General features: G+C 40.7%; 20 protein-coding genes and 1 pseudogene. 10 read left to right on the top strand and 11 right to left on the bottom strand.

The window, feature by feature from the left end; translation table 11 throughout:
* Window positions 1-533: 533 nt before the first annotated feature.
* Window positions 534-1,493 (bottom strand): ribonuclease Z, encoded by a 960-nt coding sequence (locus QUD05_RS05615; protein ID WP_289795223.1) that lies wholly within the window; start codon window positions 1,491-1,493, stop codon window positions 534-536.
* A 403-nt stretch (window positions 1,494-1,896) separates the two neighbouring features.
* Here QUD05_RS05615 and QUD05_RS05610 point away from each other — a divergent pair, with 403 nt between their 5' ends.
* A complete protein-coding gene (locus QUD05_RS05610; RefSeq protein ID WP_289795222.1) occupies window positions 1,897-3,645 on the top strand; it encodes an endonuclease in 1,749 nt (582 codons plus the stop codon).
* A gap of 281 nt (window positions 3,646-3,926) precedes the next feature.
* Here the strand turns inward: QUD05_RS05610 and QUD05_RS05605 are convergent, their stop codons facing one another.
* Window positions 3,927-4,346 (bottom strand): hypothetical protein, encoded by a 420-nt coding sequence (locus tag QUD05_RS05605; protein WP_289795221.1) that lies wholly within the window; start codon window positions 4,344-4,346, stop codon window positions 3,927-3,929.
* A 45-nt stretch (window positions 4,347-4,391) separates the two neighbouring features.
* Complete coding sequence (gene cobU / locus QUD05_RS05600; RefSeq protein WP_289795220.1) at window positions 4,392-4,967, bottom strand: bifunctional adenosylcobinamide kinase/adenosylcobinamide-phosphate guanylyltransferase; 576 nt, start codon at window positions 4,965-4,967, stop codon at window positions 4,392-4,394.
* 226 nt (window positions 4,968-5,193) lie between these two features.
* Between cobU and QUD05_RS05595 the strand changes: the two genes are divergently transcribed.
* The 5 genes from QUD05_RS05595 to QUD05_RS05575 all read left to right on the top strand — a co-directional run bounded on the left by QUD05_RS05595 (window position 5,194) and on the right by QUD05_RS05575 (window position 9,586).
* Window positions 5,194-6,021 (top strand): hypothetical protein, encoded by an 828-nt coding sequence (locus tag QUD05_RS05595; protein WP_289795219.1) that lies wholly within the window; start codon window positions 5,194-5,196, stop codon window positions 6,019-6,021.
* Between the two features lie 227 nt (window positions 6,022-6,248).
* A complete protein-coding gene (locus QUD05_RS05590) occupies window positions 6,249-7,181 on the top strand; it encodes a glycosyltransferase family 2 protein (RefSeq protein ID WP_289795218.1) in 933 nt (310 codons plus the stop codon).
* A 24-nt stretch (window positions 7,182-7,205) separates the two neighbouring features.
* Entirely contained in the window at window positions 7,206-8,162 is a 957-nt protein-coding gene (locus QUD05_RS05585; RefSeq protein WP_289795217.1) for a glycosyltransferase family 2 protein, read from the top strand.
* Window positions 8,163-8,192: 30 nt separating this feature from the next.
* Window positions 8,193-8,774, top strand: coding sequence for a hormogonium polysaccharide biosynthesis acetyltransferase HpsU (gene hpsU / locus QUD05_RS05580; protein ID WP_289795216.1), 582 nt, complete (start codon window positions 8,193-8,195; stop codon window positions 8,772-8,774).
* 335 nt (window positions 8,775-9,109) lie between these two features.
* Window positions 9,110-9,586, top strand: a complete 477-nt coding sequence (locus QUD05_RS05575) for a hypothetical protein (RefSeq protein WP_289795215.1) — start codon at window positions 9,110-9,112, stop codon at window positions 9,584-9,586.
* A gap of 36 nt (window positions 9,587-9,622) precedes the next feature.
* Here QUD05_RS05575 and QUD05_RS05570 read toward each other — a convergent pair.
* From QUD05_RS05570 to QUD05_RS05555, 4 genes and pseudogenes are all read right to left on the bottom strand, one after another.
* Window positions 9,623-9,892: pseudogene (locus QUD05_RS05570) on the bottom strand (nuclear transport factor 2 family protein); the annotation flags it as partial.
* A gap of 177 nt (window positions 9,893-10,069) precedes the next feature.
* Entirely contained in the window at window positions 10,070-10,369 is a 300-nt protein-coding gene (locus tag QUD05_RS05565; protein WP_289795214.1) for a protealysin inhibitor emfourin, read from the bottom strand.
* Between the two features lie 185 nt (window positions 10,370-10,554).
* Window positions 10,555-11,634: a M4 family metallopeptidase gene (locus tag QUD05_RS05560; protein WP_289795213.1), complete on the bottom strand. Its 1,080-nt coding sequence runs from the start codon at window positions 11,632-11,634 to the stop codon at window positions 10,555-10,557.
* A gap of 641 nt (window positions 11,635-12,275) precedes the next feature.
* On the bottom strand, window positions 12,276-14,546 hold the full coding sequence (locus tag QUD05_RS05555; protein ID WP_289795212.1) for a RelA/SpoT family protein: 2,271 nt from the start codon (window positions 14,544-14,546) through the stop codon (window positions 12,276-12,278).
* A gap of 322 nt (window positions 14,547-14,868) precedes the next feature.
* Here QUD05_RS05555 and patD point away from each other — a divergent pair, with 322 nt between their 5' ends.
* Window positions 14,869-15,243, top strand: coding sequence for a heterocyst frequency control protein PatD (patD, locus tag QUD05_RS05550; protein WP_289795211.1), 375 nt, complete (start codon window positions 14,869-14,871; stop codon window positions 15,241-15,243).
* Between the two features lie 139 nt (window positions 15,244-15,382).
* Here patD and QUD05_RS05545 read toward each other — a convergent pair whose 3' ends face one another.
* Window positions 15,383-15,967 carry a TetR/AcrR family transcriptional regulator gene (locus tag QUD05_RS05545; protein WP_289795210.1) on the bottom strand — a complete coding sequence of 195 codons (585 nt, stop codon included), beginning with the start codon at window positions 15,965-15,967 and terminating at the stop codon, window positions 15,383-15,385.
* 192 nt (window positions 15,968-16,159) lie between these two features.
* Between QUD05_RS05545 and QUD05_RS05540 the strand changes: the two genes are divergently transcribed.
* The 3 genes from QUD05_RS05540 (at window position 16,160) to cysH (ending at window position 19,075) form a co-directional block, all read left to right on the top strand.
* The gene (locus tag QUD05_RS05540) at window positions 16,160-17,278 is read left to right on the top strand and encodes a DHA2 family efflux MFS transporter permease subunit (protein ID WP_289795209.1); all 1,119 of its coding nucleotides are present in this window, start codon (window positions 16,160-16,162) and stop codon (window positions 17,276-17,278) included.
* Window positions 17,279-17,315: 37 nt separating this feature from the next.
* Window positions 17,316-17,750, top strand: a complete 435-nt coding sequence (locus tag QUD05_RS05535) for an efflux MFS transporter permease (RefSeq protein ID WP_289795208.1) — start codon at window positions 17,316-17,318, stop codon at window positions 17,748-17,750.
* Between the two features lie 599 nt (window positions 17,751-18,349).
* Window positions 18,350-19,075, top strand: coding sequence for a phosphoadenosine phosphosulfate reductase (gene cysH / locus QUD05_RS05530; RefSeq protein WP_289795207.1), 726 nt, complete (start codon window positions 18,350-18,352; stop codon window positions 19,073-19,075).
* Between the two features lie 138 nt (window positions 19,076-19,213).
* Here the strand turns inward: cysH and QUD05_RS05525 are convergent, their stop codons facing one another.
* From QUD05_RS05525 to QUD05_RS05515, 3 genes are read right to left on the bottom strand one after another with little or no spacing between them, the layout of a single operon-like run.
* The gene (locus tag QUD05_RS05525) at window positions 19,214-20,314 is read right to left on the bottom strand and encodes a hypothetical protein (protein ID WP_289795206.1); all 1,101 of its coding nucleotides are present in this window, start codon (window positions 20,312-20,314) and stop codon (window positions 19,214-19,216) included.
* A gap of 20 nt (window positions 20,315-20,334) precedes the next feature.
* Window positions 20,335-22,236, bottom strand: coding sequence for a trypsin-like peptidase domain-containing protein (locus QUD05_RS05520; protein ID WP_289795205.1), 1,902 nt, complete (start codon window positions 22,234-22,236; stop codon window positions 20,335-20,337).
* 57 nt (window positions 22,237-22,293) lie between these two features.
* On the bottom strand, window positions 22,294-26,307 hold the full coding sequence (locus QUD05_RS05515) for a PDDEXK-like endonuclease domain-containing protein (RefSeq protein WP_289795204.1): 4,014 nt from the start codon (window positions 26,305-26,307) through the stop codon (window positions 22,294-22,296).
* Between the last annotated feature and the right edge of the window lie 221 nt (window positions 26,308-26,528).

The following is a 26,528-nucleotide window of genomic DNA, read 5'->3' as shown; positions in this document are numbered from 1 at the left end:
CTTCCAACAATGACAAGCTAATTTGGCATAATATTATGCCAACTGGCGCTTTCATGTTCATCAATTCATGCATATAAATTCTGAATCAGTGTTAGAAGGATAAATTTTTAATAAATATTTTATTTAAGGAATAAAAATCTTGACGAAAAATTAATTATTTTTCCTAAGCATTTGAGTATAAAACTATCAAACTCACAATCTTACTAGATATATTAAAGTGATTTTGATAACTTGTAATATAAAAAACACATTGATAAAATATTTAAACCATACTATTTATATATTCTTGATACATCTAGTTAACCGTAAATTGTTGGTTAAATAGTTGACTTACTCGGAAAACGAAGCTACTGTTTATTTGCTTGATCTTATGATTGAGACTATTAAAATCTAAGATAGAACCTGGTTAATTTTAGATTTTAGATTAGAAGCGTTCAATAGGAAATCTAAAATCTAAAATCGTTCAACTGAGCGTAGCCGTACTCCTTCCCTACGGGACGCTACGCGTAGCGTTCCGCAAGAAAGTCCAAAATTTAAACGCTTACCTTGGTTAACTCTATTTCCCGTCGTCTGGGTACTTCATGAATCATAAAATCGTGAGCCATATCAGTACGGGGAAAAATAGCACGAGCTTCCTTGAGAAGATCCTTTAACTCCAAGGTATTTCCGGGAGCATAGCGGGGACTGAAATGACTCATAATCAGCCGACGCGCCCCAGCAGCTAAAGCTGTTTGCGCTGCCATTGTCGTTGTAGAATGCAACCGTTGGAAAGCCATATCTGCATCTTGATGGGCAAAGGTTGCTTCGTGAATTAATACATCTGCATCATGAGCTAATTGCACTGCACCATCACAATAAATTGTGTCTGTACAATAGGCAATCTTTCGACCAATTTCTGTAGGGCCGCACAATTGGGTGCCATCAATCACCCGTCCGTCCGCAAGAGTAACAGTTTCACCGCGCTTGAGTTGACCGTAAACCCGGCCAGGAGGAATTTGCAACGCCTTGGCTTTTTCCACATCAAAGCGTCCGGCTCGGTCTTTTTCGGCTACGCGGTAGCCGAAAGCTGTAATCCGATGATGCAAATTACCACAGCTAACGGTGAAGTCATCGTCTTCATAAATTACCCCTGGACGGATGGCGTGAACTTTGATTGGGTAAGAAAAGTGTGTGTAAGAGTAACGTGAAGCGGATTGAATGTAATCATTTAATCCAGGTGGCCCATAGATATCAATTCGTTCCACATTACCAGCCAAGCCGCAAGTAGCAAGAAGTCCCATCAAGCCAAAGATATGGTCGCCGTGCATGTGGGTGATAAAAATTCGGGAGAGTTGACTCATTTTGAGTTCACTCCGCATAATTTGATGCTGAGTACCTTCGCCACAGTCAAATAACCAGAGTTCTGCCCTCTGGGGTAATCTCAGAGCGACACTGGAAACATTGCGCGATCGCGTGGGTACACCGGAACTCGTCCCTAAGAATGTTATCTGCACAATGTTCTTTAGTCTTCCTATTGCTCAATTTGAAGCTCTATTTTCTATAGTGCCACGGTTATTGAGCAAAATACTTAGGAATTTGGGCATTGAGCATTGGGTATGGGGCATTAGTTACTAGTTATTCTCGTAATTCAGTATCCACAAGTAACTAAATAACAAGTTGATAAATACCAAATAACTGCTGTATTATTAATTTTGTTATGACTTCTTCTTTGGAGAGAAGTACATCTCTTAATACAAACATAAACTTGCACTCAATACTTGATTTTGGGCTGAAACAGATAGATTGTTTTTCTTAGCCAAATGGCTTGAAAAAAAACTTCAACTTTTTTGCTTCTCATATCTTCGGAATGGCGCTCCAACTGAGTTAAGTCTCTATTTGCAATTAAGGAGAATGTTCATGAGTTCTTTCCGAAAAGTCTTGCAAGCGCTATGCTTTATCGTTTTTCTTGCATTGTGGCTTCCTTCAGGAATCGCTCATGGTGTACAAGTTACATCTTTGGTAGGAAGTCCTACGCAATTAACGATTACCACCTTTAACGTCGAAAACCTCGATCCTAAAAAGGAAAACGTCTCTAAGGTTGATGGTGGGTCGGCCAGAAATGTAGATGATGATGTAAAAAACGGTAAGTTTGCAGCTTTAGCAAACCAGATTGTTACTAATCTTGAAGCACCAGACATTATTGCTTTGCAAGAAGTACAAGACAATGATGGAGCTGAGTTAAGTTCTGTAGTTGATGCTACTCTGACTGCTAACACTCTCATCAGTTCTATCCAATCTGTAGGAGGCCCAGCCTATAAATATCGGGAAATTCCTCCTCAGAACGGACTTGATGGAGGCCAACCAGGTGGCAATATCCGGGTAGGCTTTTTGTTCAATCCTCAACGAGTTAAGCTACAAAAGCTTGAACGCTTTGCGGACGATCCAGCTTTTTTAAAAAGTCGCAAACCTTTAGTGGGTGAATTTACTTTCAACGATATTCCTATCACCCTGATAAACAATCACTTTGCGTCCAAAAGCGGAGGAGCAGCTTCCGACCCAAAACGGATACAGCAGGCAACAATTGTGAACAAATTTGTCGAAAATCGCTTAACTACTGACCCCAATGCAAATATTGTCGTTCTTGGCGATCTAAACGATACTCCAGACTCCCAGGCGATTAAAATCCTTGAAGGAAATCAGCTGAAAAATTTGGTAAACAAAATTCCTCAAGATGACCGCTTCTCTTATGTCTTTCGAGGAAATAAGGAACAAATTGACCAAATCCTGATTACCCCAAACTTGTTTAACAATGGAAATCCTGAGATCAATGCTGTTCACGTTAACGCAGGGATTTCTAGAGTAGTCAGCGATCACGACCCTGTGATTGCTCGATTTAGTCTATCAGCTATTAGTGGGACTACTCCCATTTCATCAGTCCCAGTTAGCAGTCCTGAACCAGCAGTTACACCAGGCACAATTCTTTCTGGTGTCACAGGAGATGATTTACTGGAAAAATTAGATAGCCTTTACTCCCCTCGTGCTAGCCTCGGATATGGTAGTGCCCGTGATTTGCTCTACACCAAAATAGATAACCAAAGCGGTACAGTAACGGACATCTACGCTGGTTATAGTGTTCCGATTGACCCAAATGCAGATAAACCCAGAGAGGAAGCTGCACAACGCAGAATTAATGCTGAACACGTTTGGCCACAGAGTATGGGAGCTGAAGGCCCAGCAAAAAGTGATTTGCATAACCTCTTTGCTTCACGTGTGGAAGTTAACAGCGATCGCGCCAACTTTCCATTTGCAGATATTCCTGATAATCAAACTACGTCTTGGTATCTCGATGATGATGAACTAAGTTTCAAACCAAATCCGCAGGATATTGACAAATACAGTGAATTCAAACGGGGATTCTTTGAACCACGGGAGGCAAAGAAAGGAGATATTGCTCGCGTAATTTTCTATTTCCGCACAGTCTACCCAGAACTGGCAAATGCAAGCTTCTTTGAAGCACAAAAGGATACTCTCTGTAAGTGGCAAGCAGACGATCCAATTGATGCTGGTGAGGTAGCACGCAGTCATGCGATCGCTAAAACACCCCAAGGTAATGATAATCCCTTCGTGTTAGATTCTACCCTGCCACAACGAACCTACTGCAACTAAAAAGTACAGAGGTCTAACCCGCATTTCTCACAAGCTTAAGGCGTTTGATGGAGCAGAGGAGAAGTAATGAGTAATGAGTAATGAGTAATGAGTAAAAACTTCTTACTTCTTACTCATTACTTCTCCCCGGCACAAGCGCAGGCTTTAGGAGGTGTGGTGAGAAATCCGGGCTAAACTCTATCCTGGTTGAAAGAGTTTTAGACCTCCGTTTTTGAGAAATTGAGTAGATGAGTTTTTCGACAGTCGTTGAAGTTGCTGACTGTTGACTGTAGGATATTTTTTTATGCAATATTGTCTAAAAGCCGATCGCGAATTGTTTGGAGTTGGTCTTGAGTTTTAATTGGCTCTCGCGGTGCTGGCAATTCAGTATTCGGCCAGTTAGGTAAATCATTACAGGGACATAACAACGCCGGCATCCCGACGTTTCGCGCGGCTACTGGCATACTGCACCGACCACAAGGCAGCATATCCCATGCTGGTGTCAACAATTCAGCAATGGTTTCATGAGTACCCTCTAGGTAACAATCACCCGATTCGGCTGAAATAATTTTTTGCCAGCACTCTTCAAATTCTTCACTATAGCGATCGTCATTTAGCACCGACTGGGGCAAAAAGCTTGCCTCGCCGTTGCCCGTAATCACTTTCTTACCCAACTGAAACCAGTAGGCAAGGTATTTTCTAACTTCTTGTTTGGTTGCCATAAGACAATTTTAGATTTTAGGTTTTGGATTAATTTGGATCAAAAGTTAAGAATCTTGACTCCTGAATGTTCCAGGATCACCTCTCTTTGGCAATGGCGAACCAAGGATGCTGAGATTGAGAACATGACCACCAGTTACTAAATAAACAGTTTCGCTGAGTGTACTTAGCTGGCGTACTAAAGAACCGAGGCGATCGCGGAACGCCCTTCCAAGGGGATAAGCTGGTATCACACCCCAACCCACCTCTTCTGCTACAAACAGCATATCAGCAGCAACCAATTCCACCGTCTCTAAAAACTCTGCAAGGGTATTTTCCCAGCTAGATTCGTCCTGTTCTAGGAGATTGGCAACCCAAGTCCCTAAAGAATCGACTAAAAGACAGGTATAGGGTTTGGCATCAGCAAGGGTAGCAGACAGTTCCACAGGTACAGATAGAGTTACCCAGTCTTGGGGACGACGTTGTTGGTGTTCTAAAATGCGTTGATGCCATTCTTCATCGTCTGGGTTATCGGTGGCTGTTGCTATATAAACAACTGCTTTTCCTGACTGTATAGCTAAAGCTTCTGCCCATTCACTTTTACCAGATCGTGCTGGTCCTGTTACTAAGATGATTTTACCCAAAGTTTTTTACTGAGTATTTTTACAATAGAGGCAGGAGGTAGAAGGAATATTGCCGTCGCCTCCTGTTTTTACTTTATGGGTGAGATTTTTTGTTTCAAATAACTTTTAAGGGATAAAATTAGCACCAGCATCATTACATGCTACAACTGGCAAAAGCCAAAAATCCCAACTACCCCATTCTTAATTATTCAATACTACTGGGGACAGCAAACTTTAGGATGTCTTTATGAACGCAGGCTTAAAACGCATTGAAGCAACTCTACACGATTTAGGGAATCGCGGCACTGACTCTACTGCCGAAACAACTGATTCGACGACAAAACGGCCTTTCTCTTTTAGAATCAGCGTTGGAGCTAACGAATCTACAGAAAGTACACAAATTCCATCTTCTCAGGATGGGGAAGTAAAGTCACAAGGACAAACAGTTGACTTAAATGTAAATACTGAGGTTGATTATCCTTCTGACCAAAATTTCTTTCCTCATCATGAATCTGTGCAGACCTTTCAAGCAGAAGAGAATGGTAACAGAACACCCAGCCTACCCAAGTTAAAAACTCCGACCTTTAGTAGCCATCGCCACGGTGCGAATCCAGCATTGGCGATGAATCTATTGCAAGAAATTCAGGAAACTGTCGCTGGTTGGCAAACAGAATTGCAAAATATTTTGAAACAAATTCAGGATATTTACTTAGAAGGGCCAATTGTCAATGGCTGGTTAGAATCTAATCCCACCGAACCAGAACCAGGAGGAACTGCGACACTGCGCCATGCAGAGGTTGACCGCCTGATGAACTACGTAGAAGAAATTTGTGCCACTGGTGGAAAAGTATCTTATCAATCATCTATTACTGGCTATCGCCTCTGTGGTGTAGACGATACTGGTAAAGTTTGGTCGCGTCTATGTCCACCGGATCAGGTTCCCAATGTTAGTATGGCGATCGCTCGTTACCAAAAGTTACGTCAACTGTTAGGGCGCAAGCAATCTTTGGAAACCCGCCTTAGTCAACTGGCGCAAACTCTTGTAGTTTTACACAGTCATATTCAACAAACGTAAAGTTTTAAAGATTATTTCCGAAGAAACTCGGTTGGTAGGTCGGTAACTTTTGGTTTAGATTAACTCTCAGCAGTTATAGCGTTGGATTTAGATTTTAATCTAAAATCGTTCGACTGAGCGACTTGCCTTGAGCGTATCGCTAAAGCGAAAGCTCCGCTAACGCGTAGCGTCTCGTAGAGAAGTCGAAAGGAGCCGAAGCCCCAAATCTCAAATCCAAAATTAAATCTATGCCAGACACTCAAATCTCTGCCATTATCTGTACTCACAATCGAGATACCTATTTAGGGGCTGCAATTGATAGTCTTTTAGAGCAGGATTTTGCTGCTGATTTTGAAATTGTAGTAGTTGATAATGGATCTAGCGATCGCACCCGTGAGGTTGTAGAAGAAAGGGCCCACAATCCGCGCCTGAAGTATGTTTTTGAACCCACCATTGGTTTATCTGTCGCCCGCAACACGGGTGCAAAGGTAGCCAGTGGTGATATTCTTGCTTATCTAGATGACGATGCCGTTGCCAGTAAGGGCTGGCTACAAGTTTTATATTCTGCCTATTACAATAATTCTAAGCTAGCGATCGCAGGTGGCAAAGTCACTCTCCTGTGGCCTCCAGGAATTCAACAACCACGATGGCTATCTCCAGGGCTAGCTGCAAATCTGGGTGCATACGACTTAGGTGACAGTAACATCTACATTGAGCAACCTGGCTTAACACCCAGAGGCTTGAATTACTCCATCCGCCGCAGTTTCCTAGAAGAAATTGGCGGTTTCGATCCTCATCTCGGTCGAGTGGGTAAAAATTTATTATCTAACGAAGAACTGCAAATGACCGAATTCGCCCTAGAGCGTGGTTGGCAAGTCGCTTATCTTCCCGAAGCACTCGTCGCTCACAATGTAGCTCCAGAGCGCCTCCAACGCTCCTGGTTTTTAAACCGGGGCTGGTGGCAGGGTATCAGCGAATGCTATCGAGAACAACTCGCTGGTAAAGCTGGGATCGCTCAATTACAGCGAGGTAGCGAAAGATTTGTGCGAGGCTTGTATAAGGCTTTACAGTATTTCTCCGATCCAGCAGAACGGTTTGACAAACTGGTGTATGCTTACGGTCAGATTGGTTACTTAAATGCTGCTATTCAGGGTCTTTTATCTACATCCAATAAGAAATAACTAGTAACATAATTTCTACTCAATATGTCATCTAAAATACCAGTTTCAGTCCTAATTCCGGCAAAAAACGAACAAGCTAACTTGCCTGCTTGCCTTACTAGCCTCAGCAGAGCAGATGAAATATTTGTAGTAGATTCTCAAAGTACCGACAACAGCATTGAAATTGCTAAAAGTTACGGTGTAAATGTCGTACAATTCAACTTCAATGGACGCTGGCCTAAAAAGAAAAATTGGTCTTTAGATAATTTGCCTTTTCGTAATGAATGGGTGCTAATTGTAGATTGTGATGAGCGCATCACCCCTGAACTTTGGTCAGAAATTGAACAAGCAATTCAAAATGATGAATATACAGGTTATTATCTCAACCGTCGCGTATTTTTCTTAGGAAAATGGATCCGTTATGGCGGTAAATATCCTGATTGGAATCTACGTTTATTTCAACATAAAAAAGGTCGCTACGAAAATCTAAATACAGAAGATATTCCTAATACTGGTGATAACGAAGTTCACGAACACGTGGTTTTGCAGGGTAAAGTTGGGTATCTCAAAAATGATATGCTCCACGAAGACTTCCGCGACCTTTACCACTGGTTAGAACGCCACAACCGATATTCAAACTGGGAAGCTAGGGTTTATTTTAATACTCTTACAGGTAAAGATGATAGCGGTACTATCGGCGCTAATCTATTTGGCGATGCCGTACAACGCAAACGATTTTTGAAAAAAGTTTGGGTACGCCTGCCATTTAAACCCATTTTGCGATTTGTTTTGTTCTATATAATTCAACGCGGTTTTTTAGATGGCAAAGCGGGATATATCTATGCTCGTTTACTGAGTCAATATGAATATCAAATTGGCGTTAAGCTTTACGAATTACGCAACTGTGGTGGTCACTTAAATACTGCAACTATCCCAAAAGAGGGAGCAGAGGAACAGGGGAGCAGAGAAGCAGAAGCAAAGCTATTGACCATTGATTCCTAACAATGACTAATGACCAATGACCAATGACAAATGACAAATGACCAACCTTTTGTAGATTTACGCAAATATGACCAATCTTGGTTTGACCGAGGGCGTCCAAGTTGGTATGTTTTATTATGGTGGTTTGTACAAGCGATCGCCTTTCCCCTCACTCCTCAACCGTTAAATATTCTGCGTTGTGCTTTGCTACGATTATTTGGCGCTCGTATCGGCAAAGGTGTATTAATTCGACCCACAGCCCGATTTACGTACCCCTGGAAAGTCACGATTGGTAACTACAGTTGGATTGGAGATAACGTAGTTTTATATAGCCTGGATCAGATCCATATCGGCGAACATTGCGTAATTTCCCAAAAAAGTTATCTGTGTACTGGTACTCACGATCTCCAAGATCCTGCCTTTGGGTTGAAAACAGCAAGTATCACCATTGAAAATGGTGCATGGGTAGCGGCAGATTGTTTTGTTGGCTCAGGAGTGCAAATCGGGGCTAATGCTGTGATTGGCGCTCGTAGTAGTGTTTTTACTAATATGCCTTCTGGACAGGTTTGTTGGGGAAGCCCTTGTCGCCCCAAAACGGCTCGGATAAAACTCGATCCCTCCACAACCCCGTAATTTTATAGATTAAACGTAGTAAGGGCGTGCAGCTAGCTGTGCGCCCCAGCCCTACACCTCAAGCGACTTGTTAAGAAATTTACAGATGGTGATTAGCACAAAGTAGAGTTTGTCATTTGTCATTAGTGAATAACCAATGCCCAATGCATAAGTAAAATGGTAAGGATCGTGGATTTAATAACCTGTGTAGGTTGGGTTGAGTCTGCGAAACCCAACATCTCTGGGGCGTTGGGTTTCGTGCCTCAACCCAACCTACAAAAGTCGATGTTATTTAATTCTCATTCCTAAGTCGCAGTGGTAATATGTTTTCATGGCTGCTTTAATCCTTGCTATTGATGAACAAACTATTGGATGAAACGCTGTCAATCAAAATTGCTGAACAGATAAACAGCAGAGCTAGCACTCCGTTTGATAATGCTTATAAAGCAGCATTATCTACTGAGGGAGCAAAGTATATTCAGGGATTTTTAGCTTTTGCTGGGAAGCCATATAGACCGATTGAACACAGTTGGATTGAGCTAGATGACGCCTCTGATGTTCGCATTATCGATCCCACATTACCTCACCTAAACAAAAATCCCCAAGAAATCTGGTATTTTGCAGCACATAGTCTGACTGTTAAAAAACTGAAAGCTATTATTGAAGAATCAAAAGAAGATTATCCAGAAGATGATCCATTGCCAATTTATGGCGAACCACCTTATGAATATTACGGTGATGTAATGTTGGGTGGTCAAGACTATCTGGCAGCATATCAAGCCGCAGAGGTTAAGTGCAGAGAAATCAACGAACTCAACCCTGAGAGTAACTAATAAAAATCAATTAAATAATTCATAATTACGACTTATTTAATACGATTTACCATCGCTGCCAAAGTATTCCCTATAGCCACAAATTTTGTCTTCACGCACATCAAAAGAAACCGCTACCCGATTTCTGTAAGGCTGTCCGAATAATAAAAGTCCCTTGTCCCGAAACTCCAAGACAGCAGTCGTTTCATTACTGGTAACACGGTCTAGACCAGTCAGCTTCAACCCAGGACTAAAGGATTCAGAAACGTACTCGAAAAATTCTCTAGCTCGCTCTTTTCCAACATTNNNACCGGGGAATTTTGCCATTTACTTACACACTCAAAAATCAAATTAATTCCATTGAAATAGAGACTTATAAGTAGAACGATGTGGAAAAACCAAACTATGTTAAGAAAAATTAAATAGACTTAAACTCTCTTCCCTCCTGCCTCCTGCCTCATCCCAATAATAAATATTCACACCGACCTACTTAAGTAATTATTTTTACTTTTTCTGTGCTAATGTCTGTAGCCATTCAATCAGTGGTCTTAAGGTTCCTGGCAATGCTGACTCACTGACGGTCACAGTATGGTGCTTGCCGTTATCTTCTACTGTTAATTTATATTGAAAGCGATCGCTCTGGGGATTTGGCGAAGTAATTAGTTCCGGTAGCCTAAATAAATCAGCAACTTCCACCAGTCGAGGAAGTGTGGCTGCTTCATGTGGCGGAAGACTATCTGTATCAACGGTTGTCCTCTTGCTAATTCCAGCAAAGCCACCTGTGCGTTCAAATGATACTCGCATTTTTTTTTGCTCTCTGTTGTGTTATTTGGTTGAGATAAATGCAAATACTGGGAGATGATAACTATCATCTCCCACCTTAACAACAACAAACAACAGATTAATCAGTCCTGAGTACTGAATGAGGCAGTGGAAGGTGTTGAACATTTATTCCTAACTCCTAACTCCTCACTCATCACTCCTCACTTCTAGATAACTCCTACCTTTTGCCAAGCATTCTGCACAGCTTTTTGCTCATTACTATCATTACCGTAGAGTTCGCCAGCAACTTGAATGGTGACGTTGGCAGCCTTTTTAAAATCTGCTTTGGCACGCAAGCGATCGCGTAAAGCTATATACCATATTTTGCCAGCTTTTTCCCAAGCATATCCACCAATCTCAACAGCCGCTAGATAAAAAGCATGGTTAGGGATTCCTGAGTTTATATGCACTCCAGCGTTATCTTCAACACCAGTATATTTATCTTTCATGTGGGCTGGTTGGGGATCTTTACCCAATACCGAATCATCATAAGCTGTTCCCGGTAATTTCATTGACCGGAGGGCAACACCTTTGACAGTCGGTACTAAAAGACCTTCACCAATCAGCCAGTCTGCCTCTTGTGCAGTCTGATTTTTGGACTTTTGTTTCACCAAAGAACCAAATACATCAGAAAAGGATTCATTTAGTGCCCCTGGTTCGCCATAATACTGTAAACCCGCTTCATACTGAGTTATCCCGTGAGCTAGCTCATGCCCAATCACATCAATTGACTTTGTGAAGCGTTGAAACATTTCTCCGTCGCCATCACCATAAACCATTTGGTCGCCGTTCCAAAAGGCGTTGTCGTATTTAAGGCCATAATGCACGGTGGAGTCTAAACGTAGTCCTTTGTCATCAATAGAATTGCGATCGAATATTTCATGAAATAAGTCATAAGTAGCACCAGCAGCATCGTAGGCTTCATTCACTGCTACATCACTGCTTGGTGGATCTCCTTCACCACGCACCAATGTGCCAGGTAGTTGCTGTCCATATTTGGCATCGTAGATGGTGCGCCGCTTTTCACCCGGTGAAGGTGCAAAGGAAACACTACCTATGACATCTCTGCGTCCGCGAAGCTGTGCCGAAACATTTAATGTATGAAAAGCCCAACTCCGCTGCTGAGGATTGCCATTCACCACGACATTTTCCAGCATGTGGGGCGGGATAATACAACAAATAGGGCATCTAGAGACAAGTGGATGCTCATACTTAAACCCGGCCGATTTCTTTTTATTTCGAGCCATCCAAGATATTCTCCTTTTGAAACTAAGTGATGGTAAACAGTGGCTTTAACTCCACTGGAGAAAGGAGCAGAAAAACGAATNTCAAATTGCGTGTCCCTGGTTTTTTCTGAAGGAAATTTTCTACTCTGTATTTTCGGATAGGTCTGTAGAGGATTGATAGTATCCTCACAGGTACTTCTGATGTGGAAATATTGTATAAAAACACCAAGTCAGCTAAATTAACACCAGTTTTAGCTAAAAGCCTTGTGTGAGTTAGCAAGACCTCCTTTACAGACCTAATGCGTTTATATATTAGTTCTTATCAACAGAAATAATATTATTTATTGCTGTTTTGTTACTATCAAATTGTTAATGCTATAAATGCTTATTGGAGACAGGGGAATCTCAAATTTAGGCATCCAAAACCTAAAATTTTCACAAACAACCACCAAACACCGCCAGACCATAATATTTCCAAGGTAAAGCTAAAGAAAACCTCAAGAAGCATGGAATTAGCTTTGAAGAAGCAAAAACTGTATTCAATGACCCGTGGCAATCAATTTCTGTGTACCTATTGCATCAATAGTAATGATGCGCCTCTGCGGTTCGATTCCTAAATTGGTGCGTTACACTGCGTTAACGCACCCTAGTAATTGAGACACCTACTCGTCGATTTGACCAACGCGGCGGATATTCAAAATGTCGCTCATTTTCTTAATTTGGACGAACACTTGCTCTAGTTGAGAGCGATCGCGTATATCTATTCCTAAGTCGATCAATGCAGGTTGGCCAGTAGAGGTTTTTACCTGGGCATGACGGACGTTGATCCCTTGGTCGCTTAACCGTGACAAAATATCCTTTAGCACCCCTACACGGTCAAGGGCTTCAATTTGAACATCTACTGGGTACGTATGCGGACGACCACTACTTTCGGCGGCTGGGTTCCACCTAACTGGTACTAAGCGTTCATACTCCACAGTCTCCAGATTATGGCAGCCTTGGCGATGAATTGAAATCCCCCTACCTCGCGTCACCACACCAATAATTGGTTCGCCAGGAATCGGGGTACAACACCCAGCTAAATAATATACCAAACCTTCCACCCCAAAAATTGGCGAATCCGTGGAACGTGAGGTAGTTGCAGGTGCATCTCGCAAAGCTTTTGATGTACTTGCTTCTTTAGGGATAAATGGCGACACAGTGGAAACTGGTTGTTGTCCCTTCGCTACTTCTCGCCAGCGATTTAGCACTAGGTTCAACGTAATTTCTCCATAACCCAAACCAGCGAGTAAATCTTCCACGCTATGGTAGTTACACTTTTCAGCAACAATCTGCATCGCATCCGACTTCAGCAGACTATCAAAACCAGTTTTACCAAGTTCCTTTTCTAACAACTCCCGTCCACGGGCGACATTTTCTTCCCGGCGCGATCGCTTGTACCATTGTTTAATCCGATATTTTGCTGCCGAAGTTCTGACAAAGTTCAACCAATCTAAACTCGGATGGCAGTTCTTTTGGGTGAGAACTTCTACAATATCGCCATTGTGCAGCCGCGTTGACAGTGGCACCATTCGCCCATTCACCCGCGCCCCTGAACAGTGGTTTCCGACTTCTGTATGAATGCGATAAGCAAAATCTACAGTGGTAGCACCAGGACTTAAAGGAACAACATCCCCCTTAGGGGTGAAGACATAGACATCATCTTCAAATAAATTATCTTTGACGCTATCAAGATATTCTTGTGCATCCTTAAGATCGGTTTGCCATTCTAGCAGTTGCCGCAGCCAAGTAAATTTGTCATCTGTGCCTGTCAAATGGCTAATGCTAGAACCACCTGTTTCTTTATACTTCCAATGAGCGGCAATCCCATACTCGGCGATATGATGCATTTCGATTGTCCGAATTTGCACCTCTAAAGGACGGCCAGTTAATCCAATCACCCCAGTATGCAATGACTGGTAACGGTTAGGCTTTGGCAGTCCAATATAGTCCTTAAATCTCCCAGGAATTGGGCGAAAAGCATCATGAACTACCGCCAACGCCCGATAGCATTCTTCATTGGTTTGAACAATTATTCGCAGCGCTGCCAAATCGTAAATTTCATGAAATTCCTTTTGCTGGCGGTGCATTTTTTGGTAAATGCTATAAAGGTGTTTGGGACGACCGCTGATATCTTGAAAGTGGATTCCGGCTTGCTGCAAACGTTCTCGCAAAATATCTGTAGCTTTGGCCAACTTCTCTTCTCGCGCCGTCCGTTTTTCGGAAACATGCTCCTGCATTTCGCGAAAAGCTTCTGGTTCCAAATATTTAAAAGCCAAATCTTCCAGTTCCCATTTAATTCGCCAAATCCCCAAGCGATTGGCTAAAGGTGCGAATATATCTCGCGTTTCCTGGGCACTGCGGCGGCGGCTGGCTTCTGACATATATTGTAAAGTTCGCATATTATGCAAACGATCTGCCAATTTCACCACAATTACCCGAATATCTTGCGCCATTGCCAAAAACATCCGCCGGAAGTTTTCGGCTTGGCTTTCGGTTTTGCTAGTGAAATTGATTTTAGAAAGCTTGGTGACGCCTTCAACCAATTGCCGCACTTCTGGGCCAAAGCGTTCTTCTATTTCTTGACTTGTAACTTCTGTATCTTCAACGACATCATGGAGAAATCCAGCTGCTATCATAGCAGCACTGCCTCCCAAGTCACGCAGCAATTCAGCCACAGCAATGGGATGAGCGATGTATGGTTCTCCAGATTTGCGGTATTGACCTTGATGTAGTTGGTAAGCAAATTCAAATGCCCGACCAATTAAGACGGCATCATTATGCCTTCGGTCATCTTCTCCTGCGCCGCTACTTGTCGATGACTCCTTCAAACATTTTTTTAACCATTCGGGAATGGCAAGGTCAACTGATGAATTTATCGCTATACTGCTCATACAATTTGGGTTTAGAGAGGATCGGTAGATAAGTGAATGATAATAAAACTAGCAGCATCGCCCTGAAAAGATGCTGTTGCCTAAAAAAGGGTGAAAAAGCAGTGTAAGGATTTCTCCAATTGCAATAGCGTAGCGTTAGGTACGCAGGAGCGTCTGGTAGTCATCCAGTTTGAGTTTCAAGGATCGTTAAAGAAAGAAAATCCATTGATGGCAAACAAAGCCCCAAATCACGATTTGAGGCTTTTAATGCTGATAAGTCTTTAAGAAAGTTTATTGTAGAAGAAAAATTACTTGACATTAATACTATCTTAACTAGCACTGGATGTCTTTAAACCGTGATAAATATCTGGCATTCGTAACTTTATTAGAGCAATTACGCTCCGATGCCACAACTACCCAAATCGTTGCGCCAGAACTGCGGCAGCATGTAGCCACGTTGCAGCAATTTTTCGGGCAACAGATTGTGCCTTTGGCTGATGAAAACTGGCGAGTGCAGTCTTATCAAACGGAGATGAGCAAGCAATTGCGCCTTTTGGCAATAGATGTGATGTTTTTGCAAGGAGCGCGGCAAGCATCTACTGTACAAACGAGACTTCAAACGATTAGCGATCGCTTGACAACCCTCATTCAATACTGTGATGCCATCTGCAACCAGAAGCGGAAGGGAAAAATAACAATTGTTCACCTTTTTCTCTAATTTCTCCATCATCTCATTTATGACCTATAGTGAAAAGTTATTTTGCTAACAAGTTGGAATGGGGAATGGGGAATGGGGGATGGGGAATGGGGAATGGGGAATGGGCATTGGTTATTCCGTCTCCCGTACTCCCTATTCCCTACTCCCTACTCCCTACTCCCTTTATCAAAAGATTCATGGTGCGGCGCATGTATGCTTCTACTGGCTCCGTTGTGGGTTTGAAGATCAGTGCATAATATAGTGACCCGCTTACAAGGTCGATAATTAGTTCTACGTCTGCATCCTTGTGAATTTCGCCTCTGGACTTGGCACGCTCAAGTATTTTAGAAAAGGCTTCACGTCGGAGTTTTGTATATTTTGTCCAGTAAACCTCTGCAAACTGAGGATTGCTAGATGCTGTACTAATTATCAGCGCAAGTGTCTGACGACCAAGAGGACTATCTATTTTTTTGGCGGCATTATTAATCAGGATATCCATGTCTCCCCAAAAGCTATCAGTATCGGGGATCACTAAATCATCTCTCAAACTTTCGATCGCGTCTGCAACTAATTCTTCTTTGGAAGTGTAACGCCGATAGATGGTCGTTTTACCAACTCCAGCACGGGAAGCGATCGCTTCTATACTCATGCTTTCATATCCTACCTCTGCAAGCAAATCTAGGGTCGCTTGCAGAATGGCTTGGTCGGCGTGGATGCTACGTGGGCGTCCAGAAGAACTTGACATGGGGAATGGGGAATGGGGAATGGGGAATGGGGAATGGGATCGCTGCTGCTTTCCTTGACCTTTTTTATATGATACGCTACCGTATCGTATAGATAAAGTGCCTATTTTTAGCTTTGCGATCGCTCTGATACCAATTATCGAAAAGAAAGTTGGATTTCATCTGGGCTTCTTAATTACAAATTAGTATTATTGATGGCTACCAACATTAAACGTTCTAGTTTTGACCAATTTGGTTATGTCCACGGGCCATTGAAGTGGGCGATCGCTTTTACGGCTTCCCTTGGTGCGATTTTAGAAGTAATTGATACCAGTATTGTTAACGTTGCTCTAACAGATATACAGGCTAGTTTGGGTGCAACTGTCAGTGAGGTTGGCTGGGTAGTAACTGGATATGCGATCGCAAATGTTGTCTTAATTCCCTTATCTGCATGGCTGGGAGATTACTTTGGACGCAAAACCTACTTCATTTTCTCGTTGATTGGCTTTACCCTGGCCTCGGTTTTATGCGGGTTGGCATTTAATCTCCCAATGCTAGTTTTTTCTCGAATTCTTCAAGGTTTATGTGGTGGCGGATTGCTAGCTAAAGCCCAAGCGATTTTGTTTGAGACTTTTCCACCTGCTGAACAGGGTTTAGCACAAGCAGTTTTTGGGGTAGGTGTAATTGCTGGCCCAGCCATCGGCCCGACTTTAGGGGGATTTTTGGTAGATGGTTTAGGCTGGCGATGGATTTTCTTTGTTAATATTCCCTTCGGGATCGTTGCAGTGGCGATGTCTTTCATGTTTTTGCCCAAAGATAAAGATAAAAGTGAGACACAAAGCCAAGCCGTCGATTGGTTCGGGATTGGGTTTTTAGTTATCGCTATTGGCTGTATGCAAACTTTGTTAGAGGAAGGAGAGAAAGAAGACTGGTTTTCCTCCGGTTTCATCACCACATTAGCGATCGCCAGTATTATCGGATTGGGATTATTTATTTGGTACGAGTTGAAAATAGACCATCCTGCCGTTGACTTGAGAGTTTTACGTCACCGTTCTTTAGCTGCTGGAAGTGTGTTATCTGCCGTGGTAGGAATGGGGCTTTATGGCACACTCTTTGCTGTGCCGATATTTGCTCAGAGTGTGCTGCACTTTACAGCAACGCAGACAGGACTATTGTTAGCACCTGGGGCTTTAGCATCTGCGATCGTTATGGTTTTATTAGGCAAACTGTCTAGTAAAATTGATGCCCGATTTTTAATTGCAATGGGTGCTGTCGGATCGTCTGGAGTCATGTTTCAACTAGCAGCAATTACCCCACAAACCGAGTATAGATGATTTATTTTGGCCATTGGTATGGCGTGGGGGCTTTACTGTGTTGATGTTTCTGCCTTTGAGTTTGGCAGTTTTAGGCCCGCTACCCAAACCGGATATTTCTGCTGGCTCTGGTTTCTACAACCTCACCCGACAACTGGGTGGTAGCATTGGCATTGCTCTATTGACCACTTTACTTGACCGACGAGAAGCTTTTCATCGAGCCATCCTATTAGCAAAACTTAGTCCTTATGACCCAGAAACCAGTATGCGCCTCGATGCACTTAATGGGGCACTGCAAGGTCAAGGTATGGATGCAACAACGGCTCAACAACAAGCACTAGCTTTATTAAGTCAAACAGTAGATACCCAAGCTGCGGTTTTGTCTTACGCAGATTGCTTTCGGGTGGTAGGGGTAGGGTTCCTTTGCTCATTACCTCTGTTGCTATTTCTGGGTAAAGGCGGTGCAGGAGTGAAAGCGCCAGTTGGTCACTAGGGGTCTATCGCATCCCTATTCTAGATTCTCTGATTGCAAAGCTACGTAAAAACACGGTTTCAGAATTATTCTCTGCCGAAAGGCACAGCAGAAAGTTAATACACACGGATTTGTCTGGATAAAAAGTAAAAGTCCCACTCAGTTTTGAACGGGACTATGTGAAGTCTTATTACTAAAATTAGAAATTTTGATCTNAGAAAAAGTTCATGATTGTGATGATGCCAACGCTTGTTAACATCATTAAAGCGCCCATAATTATAGATTGTCCTAATGGATTGCTGAATTTTGCATTGTTCATTTAAGTAAAATCCCTTTATTAATAGTCCCTTAACCATATCAAAATCAGTATATATATCTATAAAACCATTGTAAAACTTAAATTACCGTAAAATTTCTTAGTAAATACTTATTTTTGGACTTAAGTATCAATTTTTACTTTTAATGATTTGTTCTTCTGGTCTGCCGACTTCCCATTCTCCAGTTCCAAAACGTAGTAATTTCCGAACAGAATAAATACCTGAACTCCGAGCGGAATACGTGCCTTGATGGGATAAAATAAATCTTAATCAAGGTAAAAATATTTTGAATAGAAGATTATCATGACAGCATCCAGGGAATCTAGAAACCAAGCGATCGCTTTTGACCTAGAAAAATTAAATGAGCAATTTGAAACTGCCACTCCCAAAGAGATACTGGCATGGTCTATAGAAAATATCCCAACGGGACTGGTGCAAACAAGCGCCTTTAACGTGGATGACATGATAATTACCCATATTCTTTACAGTGAACTGAAGCATCCCGTTCCTGTGATCTTCCTCGACACCTTGCACCACTTCCCTGAAAGCCTAGAATTAGTAGCCAAAGCTATACAAATCTACAACCTGGATTTGCAAACTTTCAAAACTCCAGATGTAGACACCCGCGAAGCCTTTGAAGCTAAGTACGGCGACAAACTCTGGGACAAGGATATTGCCAAATTCCACCACATTACAAAAATTGAACCACTACTACGGGGTCTGGACGAACTCAACAGCGTCGCTTGGATTACCGGACGCCGCCGTGACCAAGCAGTAACCCGTGCGAATATGCCCATATTTGAATTCGACGGTAAAGGTCGGCTGAAAGTAAATCCTATAGCTACCTGGACACGCAAAGAAAGCTGGCTTTATGTGGCTGAACACGGAGTTATCTACAACCCCCTCCACGACCAAGGTTATCCCAGCATTGGCGACCAACCCATCACCACCAAAGTAGCCGAAGGCGAAGACGAACGCGCCGGACGCTGGCGGGGAAGTGATAAAACAGAATGCGGAATCCACATTTAAGCATAAGTGGGGGGTAGAGATTAGGGAGTGGGGAATATAAGAAAAGAAAAATTTCCCCAAACTCTCCCCTTCTCTGCTTACTCTGCACCTCTGCGGTTGGTTGTATAACAGCGTTACACAACAAATTTAAAGACTAGTTTATTGACCATTTTGCTGGAAAAGCTGCTCTAGAGAAGCTAATTCAGCTTCTGTCGCTGCGTCAAGCGGTGGTAAAGCTCGCTGCATAATTGAGTGAAGCGATCGCTTTTGCACTTTTGCACCCTGTAAGCCCAACTCCTGCAAAAAAACTTTAATTTTCCCTATCATCTGCTGACGGTCAGCTTTAGTAATATCAGAACTGCGGTAAATTTCAGTTTGAATAGCTGGTAATATAAATTTTTTAACCTTTTCATATTCCCCTGATAAAACAGCATCTTGGGCTTTAGCAACTAACTCTTTTATGGTTGTTAATGACTCCCAATCTTGCTGTTTGCGCTTTTCTATACGAAATAACATATAGCTGTAACCTTTGAAAGGCTTACTATCACGGACAAATACTTTAGTACTTCCAGGAGAGCCAAGCCGGAGGTTATCATTGACGACGCAAAGATTTTCACTGCTAATTTCGTGTTCCTCCGCTAAAATTACGGCAAAATACCCCTCTCTGAAGAAGTTACTACTACCACCGTCAGCATCAGAAAAAGTTTGTTGATAACCTAACTCTAATCGGCGTTCTCCAATATCGAGTAAATCTTCAATTCCGCGATATACCGGTTCTGCTAAATTCAAAACACTTGAGAGTTGAGGTACAGGTAACAATTTGGCAAATCTTCCCATTGTTTCGATAAATTTGCCGATGGAGTCACTCGCAGCCATGCTGAATAAACCAGCTTGAAACTCTACTAAACCTTGATTAAATGGAAACAGAGGAGTAAGAGGATATCTGTCTTGAATGACTTTATCCAAATTGTTGCTTCCCAAATCTTTTAATTGACCGGGCGCAGCTAAATAAGGAATAGTTACTAACTTAGAGTCGTAATGGAAACGGACAGCAGCATGAACAACAGGATACCGTTGTTTGAACCAGTCTACATCTTTAGCTATATTCATATCCTCTAGCCAGATACGACAATAGGCATCACCTGCACGAATAGGTGTATCATCGCAGTCTATATCAACTCGATGTTTTGGCAGGAAAAGAGTTGTATATTTTTTAGCCTCTCGGCTGAAAGTATCAGATAAATTCTGGAAAAAGCTCATGAAATTATTCCTCTGTTACATCAACCTAGATGCGGTGAAATCTGATTCCAAATAGCACGAATGGGAATACCTCCCATTGAACCTAGAGTCACGGTACGTCCTATACCGGGATTTCCTTGATGAATTGCAATCAATTCCCATTGGCGATTAAAAATTGGTGCGCCAGAGGAACCGTCATCAGTTTTCACATTATGGTCAATGTAATCTTCTCCTACTTGCGTAATTTGCCCAAAGTCGGAAATTATCACTGGGTTTCCTTGGGGATGATGGATAATACGAATATCTTGACCGCTATCTAATATAGATGTTTCATTAATAAAAATGGCTTTTTGTTGTTGAGGATTATTTTTGATTTTGACTAAAGCGTAGTCAGGGCGATTATGATAGATGATAAAAGCCATATCTAGTTCAAAGAAATTATTGTCTAACTTACGGCTGTCAGCATTGTAGTTAAAACGTACCCAAGCTTGTCTAACTTGAGTTTTGCTAAAAATGTGATTGCAGGTTAGTAATAAATTTCTACCTATCAATACTCCTGTCCCAATACCCATTCCTTTGGGTGATTCGATTCTGCAAACAGTATTACAAGCCTTTAAAGCGTTGAGATTTTCCTGACCTCGTACAACTAATTTAGTGAATAATTCTATATCTTGGTCTTCAAACTCATAACTTTCTTTTCTATTTAGTAGATACTGTAACAATTTCACCATTGGGTGATGATCTATTCGCTGATTAGAGACTTTATAATCTTTAAATTTTGCTACTACTCTGTTGCTGAATTCTACAGGATTGTTAATAAAAACTAGAGGTCTAATAAACGAATCTTCAACACCTGATGAGCTAAATACGCTTCTCCAACTACTTGCATTATCAAACTTTGTAGCAAAGAATTTTTCTAGACTATACTCTAAACATACAACATCATTTTGCTCTAAAAATATTTCCGGCTTCATGACGTTCTCATTTGTCAGAATTAAACTATAGTTTTCAGTTGTAAATAACGAATTTTCAAAAGATTGAGTAGCTGGGACAGAAAATGAATCAGCTATAGGTTCTGATGTTTGTTGCTGAAATCTCTCATCTAATTTTAGATTAGATGTTTGAACGTTTTTGCTTAAAATTGGGGTTAGGATTATAGAATCTGTATTAACCTGGATATAAGTGGACTGATGAAATCTATCCTTCAAAAGTTGAATAAATTCTTGTATAGAATAACTTGGGTTAGAGCGGTATTGTCTTAATGCTTTTTCTATCGGTTTGACAACATTTACATAAAGATTATAAATATATTCACGTCGTGCAGTCTTTGTATTCTCTATCTGCTCTGAATAGAAACTGTACCATTGCCAAAGTGAGCGAAACTGATTGGTGTTTGAGACTGATATTCCTGTTTCTCTAAAAATCTCTATTTTAAACCAAACTTCTTGATATAGCTTTCTGTAATTCTCATCATTATACTGAATTAAAGAAATAGTATTACTTTCAGTAGCTACCTCTATCATGATTTCTTGTAGCTTTTCTATTTTGGCTTTTAATTCCTCAATTTGTGTTGGTTCTAACTCATTATTTAAGACTTCTGGTGAGGTAACTTTGACATAATTTTTGCATAAAGCAATATAAATTTGATTGCAGAAATTTTGATAAAGGTTATGAATATAACCTCCCCGGAAAGCAGATTTACTTAACTTAGATTTCCAATGCCTATACCAGTCCCATAGTGAGTGAAAATTGTTTGGATTTTGTATAGAAAATCCTTGGTATTGAAGGTCTTCTATTTGTGATGTTATTTCTTGATAAAGTTCAGTGTACTCGTCTTCTTTATCCTGAATTCGATACTCTTGGGAATTAGTAGCAACTGCAATCATTATCGATTGCAGTTTTTGAATATTTGTTAATAATTCTTCAAGTTCTGTTAATTGCATACAAAAATTACAGGATGCTGCCAATGTCATCTTGAAAGACTACACTAGCACCTTTGTCTATTCCTGATTCAGTAAATGTTTTATGTGTTCCACTAGTAGCTTGATCTGACTGTCTCTATTCCAATACCACTCGCTAGACCAAATTCTGTAAATGTTCCAACCTAAGCCTTTCAGAATTTCGTGGCGAAGGCGATCGCGCTCCCGTGCTGTAGGATATTTATGATAAATAGTCCCATCACAAACAATACCCAACAAAAACTCTTCTGTTTCTTGTCGTCGTTCATCTATTACTGTTAAGTCTATGGGATAGGCTGAACGACCTACCCGTTTTTTCACCCTGTATCCTTGCTGTGTTAGAGCTTGATATACATCCTCTTCAAAAAGAAAATCATATTCGGAACAATTATTATCAAAGTGCGTTTCTAATTTTTCACCACCCTTTTCAGCAAAATCAAAATATTTTTGTATCAGTCTCACTTCCTCATTTTCCGAATCAAAATCTGTTGCCTTAATAGAAGCTACTAACACAAACTTGCTTTTTGCGCGAGTTATTGCTACGTTTAAGCGTCGCCTTCCTCCTGGGTTAGTAAGAGCNCCAAATTTATGGATTAGCTTCTGGCTGTTTTCATAAAATCCAAACCCAAAGCTAAAAATAATTATTTCTCGCTGGTCTCCTTGAACTCTTTCTAGTGGTTTAATAAAGAAATTACGTGAGTCTTCTTGACAAAATTCTTGAATGTTTGGATAGTCTGAACTAAGTTGCTGTAGTTTGTCTCTAATCATCTCTTCTTGAGATTCATTTAACGTAATAATTCCCAAAGAAAGTTCAGAAAGATCCTGATGTTCCCGACAATGTTCCAGACAATGCTCTATTGTCAATTCTGCTACTTTTTGTGCTTCACGGATATTATATTTTCCACCGTCGCCGGGGGTGTAGATTCCATCTGGAACGTACTCGAAATGAACGCCTAGATTAGGATTTTTTGCTGGATTTGGAAAAGTCAAAAGTTCTAAATCATAAAAGTTTTGGTTTGAAAAGGCAATTAAACTCTCGTGTTTACTGCGATAGTGCCACTTCAGCCAAATTTTATCTAGGAATGTTGAAGATTCATCAAGCAAGCTGTCATATATTTCTTGCTCCTCATCTTCACCGCCTGAAGCATTGCTTTTAAAGAAATAAGTTGGCGGTAGTTGTTTATTGTCACCAACGACTATTACCTGCTTTGCTCGCATAATGGAAGGTACTGCATCTTCGGTACAAACTTGGGAAGCTTCATCGAAAATTACTACATCGAACTCTACAGCCTCCGGTTCTATGTATTGACTAACAGCAAGTGGACTCATTAGCCAAAAAGGTTTTAAGGTAGTCACAAGTTTAGAAGCTTCTTTTATGAATTGACGGATTTTTTTATGCCCTTTTTTTAATGTGTTTTGTTTTTCAAGTAATTGTATTTGTGTCCTTGCTTCTGGTTGTTCAGACCACTTTTTCCAGCGTTCAGCGTGGAGTTGTCTCAAACGCTGTATTGCTACTTTATACTGTTCATTATCAAGCTGAGAAAATTCCTCTAATTTCTGCTCATGCCTTTTTTGGTTAAAATTCCGCAATTCAGTACTATCTAAAATATATTGCAACCAGTCTTTATAAATGCCTTTTTGCAAAACTAAAAACCAAAAATTTGGTTGAATATTAGACTCTCTTAGTTTTAACAAAAAATCTTTAGCTCCAATATTTTCTAGTTTCTCTACTAGCTGTTCGCAGTCTAAGCATTGTTGAAACAAAACTAGCTCTTGTTGGGCTTTGTTAAGGAAAGTTTCTACTTCATATAAAGATTTTCTTTCCAATTCACCAGATTTTGTCATTGGTTCCTGGTGAAAATGTTGTGTTAGGAGTTCAAAGCCTTCTCTTATCAAGTTTCGTGAAGTCTCTAAATTTGTTAATAAATTTCTAAGTTCTTGCAAATTTTCGTATGAAGAAATAACTACTGAAGCTTCCTTTGAAGGCAGTGAATGACTTTGTAGACCTTTCAACCAATTCAATGCTTGCTCAATAGCATCCAAGTCTGGCATTTGAGCTTCAAAGAATGAACCAAACGCTCGATGATATTGATGTGTAGTATCTTTTAATTTATTCCAAATTTCACGTTGCCGAATTGCATTATCAATATCTTTAATTAATTCTTGGTCAGTCACTCTATTTTTTACTTTTTGGAGGCTAATAAGGCTTCTGCGAGTACGCAAATAACCACATTTTAACCAGCGAAAAATACCTTTATAATTTTGAAAGCGTTGTTTAAATTCCGTCAATTCTGGTAAATCCCAGCTTAAAAACTCATTGATATATTTATTACTAAAATCTGAGCCTATATGTTGAAGTTCACCAATATCATCTTTAAGTTCATCAAAATTTTGTTGCAAAGTATTTAATATCGTTCCTCGCAACCAATTCTTAGGAAAACGTGGAGGTACTTCAATAAGATGAGCTATCGCTGGCTGAAGCTTGTCTAAAGCTAATAAAGTGTTAGCAGGTTCTATTTTTAATAACTGCCGCAAACGAGTAGTAGTTATTGTGGCAAGCTGAATTCCCTGTCGCAAGTCGTTAATATTCTGGCGTAAGTCCCTGTTAACATCAGCATTCCACCTCTTTATCGGACTACTTGACCATATAGTTCTCTGCCTTCCTCGAAAAAATGGCTCAAATTGTCCCAGGTTATTCAGTAAATCTTTAGCTTCCAACAATAATCTTTTTTCTGACCAATCTTTAAGATTATAGGTATTAAATTCGAGTGTCGTATCTAACTCTCGTTCCAGTTTGAGTAATTCACCATAAAGTTCAAAAGCAGATTTGTTTATTGGCTGGTGTTTATGATGTAAACTTGCAGTGTGGCTATTGAGGCTTTGCCGACAGTCATGCAATTGTTGAAAGAATATATCTCGCTTTCCCTGTTCTGACTCAGTTTCATTTCTTTGTGATAAACGAATTTTAGTTTGATTTAATTCTTTTACCAACTCCTTGGTAGTTGTACCTTTATGGTGTAGTTTTAAACATAAATCTTCAAGGCTAGGCTCAGAATCTCGTAGTGTCTTGTATACAGCATCTAAGGCAGTCTCCTTTTCTGCAACTAGCAGAACTGTTTTGTTTTTGCCTATCAGTTCAGCAATTATGTTGGCAATCGTTTGGCTTTTTCCTGTCCCTGGAGGCCCCTGGACTACAAAACTAAGCCTTGCCTTTGCAGCTTCAATTACTACTTGCTGGCTAGAATCAGCGTTACATATCTGATATATCAATTCAGGATTGATTGTATCCAGTTTTTTATCTGTGATAGTTTTAATATCACTACGATTTTCTTGTGCTTCTTGTAGAGCAAGCCCTTGCAGAACCGGATGATTGGCGATGAGTTCCTGATTTTGTTCCAGATCCTTAATCATCGCTGTTTTAATAGAGTCAAATAAAGTAATATAAGCAGTCTCTTCTAGTTCCCAATCCTGCTTTTCGCCTATAGCAGTACGCACTGCATTTATAAATCCTTCATAGCCCAAATTTTGAAGTGTTTCAGTTTCAGGCAACGTGATATTAAATTCGTCACGTAACTTGTTTACTAAAAGAAAGTTAATGGAAATATCCTCATCAGTAGAGCATAATGTATATTCTGGGGGCTTTTTACCTTTCTTTTGTAATTCCACTGGAATGAGCAACAGAGGAGATACTAACTTATCCTTCTCCTTTTTTTCTTGAGGCTTTGCAGTATCAAACCAGGTCAAAGTACCAAGGACTAGGAACAGGCTAATGAAACCCTTTTCTTTTATTGTTTTTTTTGCTTCTGTACCCAGTTTATCTAGAAGCTTGATGAGATCAGCTTCAGTTTGGTTAGTTCTCAACTCCTTAAAGGAAATTGATTCAGATTCATATCCAGCGAGGTTGTCAAATAAGATTAAAGATGGTGTAATAACCTCAATTTTTGGCTTTTTGCTCTTTCGGAAGTCAAGTAGTGGGTTACTGTTACTTGAACCAGCAAGTTTATCTCTCCAATCATTGATTTTTTGCTGAATTACAGGATTTATGCCGTTACTCATTGACTTCCGATTACTAGCAGTTAATCAAAACAAACTTTTTTCTGATACTTAATATTTTAAGTAAAATTCCTTAGAAAATGAATAATTTTGTACAAACTTCATAAATTATTGCAATAAAATATACAAAAGCATCAATAAACACGCATAGATATGGTCAGTAATTGGTAAGTTTGAGACATTTAGATAGTTCTCAATAGCTATTTGTCATTAATATGTAGACA

Origin of the sequence: Nostoc sp. GT001 (assembly GCF_030382115.1) — a bacterium.
Lineage (GTDB): Bacteria > Cyanobacteriota > Cyanobacteriia > Cyanobacteriales > Nostocaceae > Nostoc.
The sequence above is the reverse complement of the archived record's forward strand: the minus strand, read 5'-3'. Positions and strand labels throughout refer to the sequence as shown.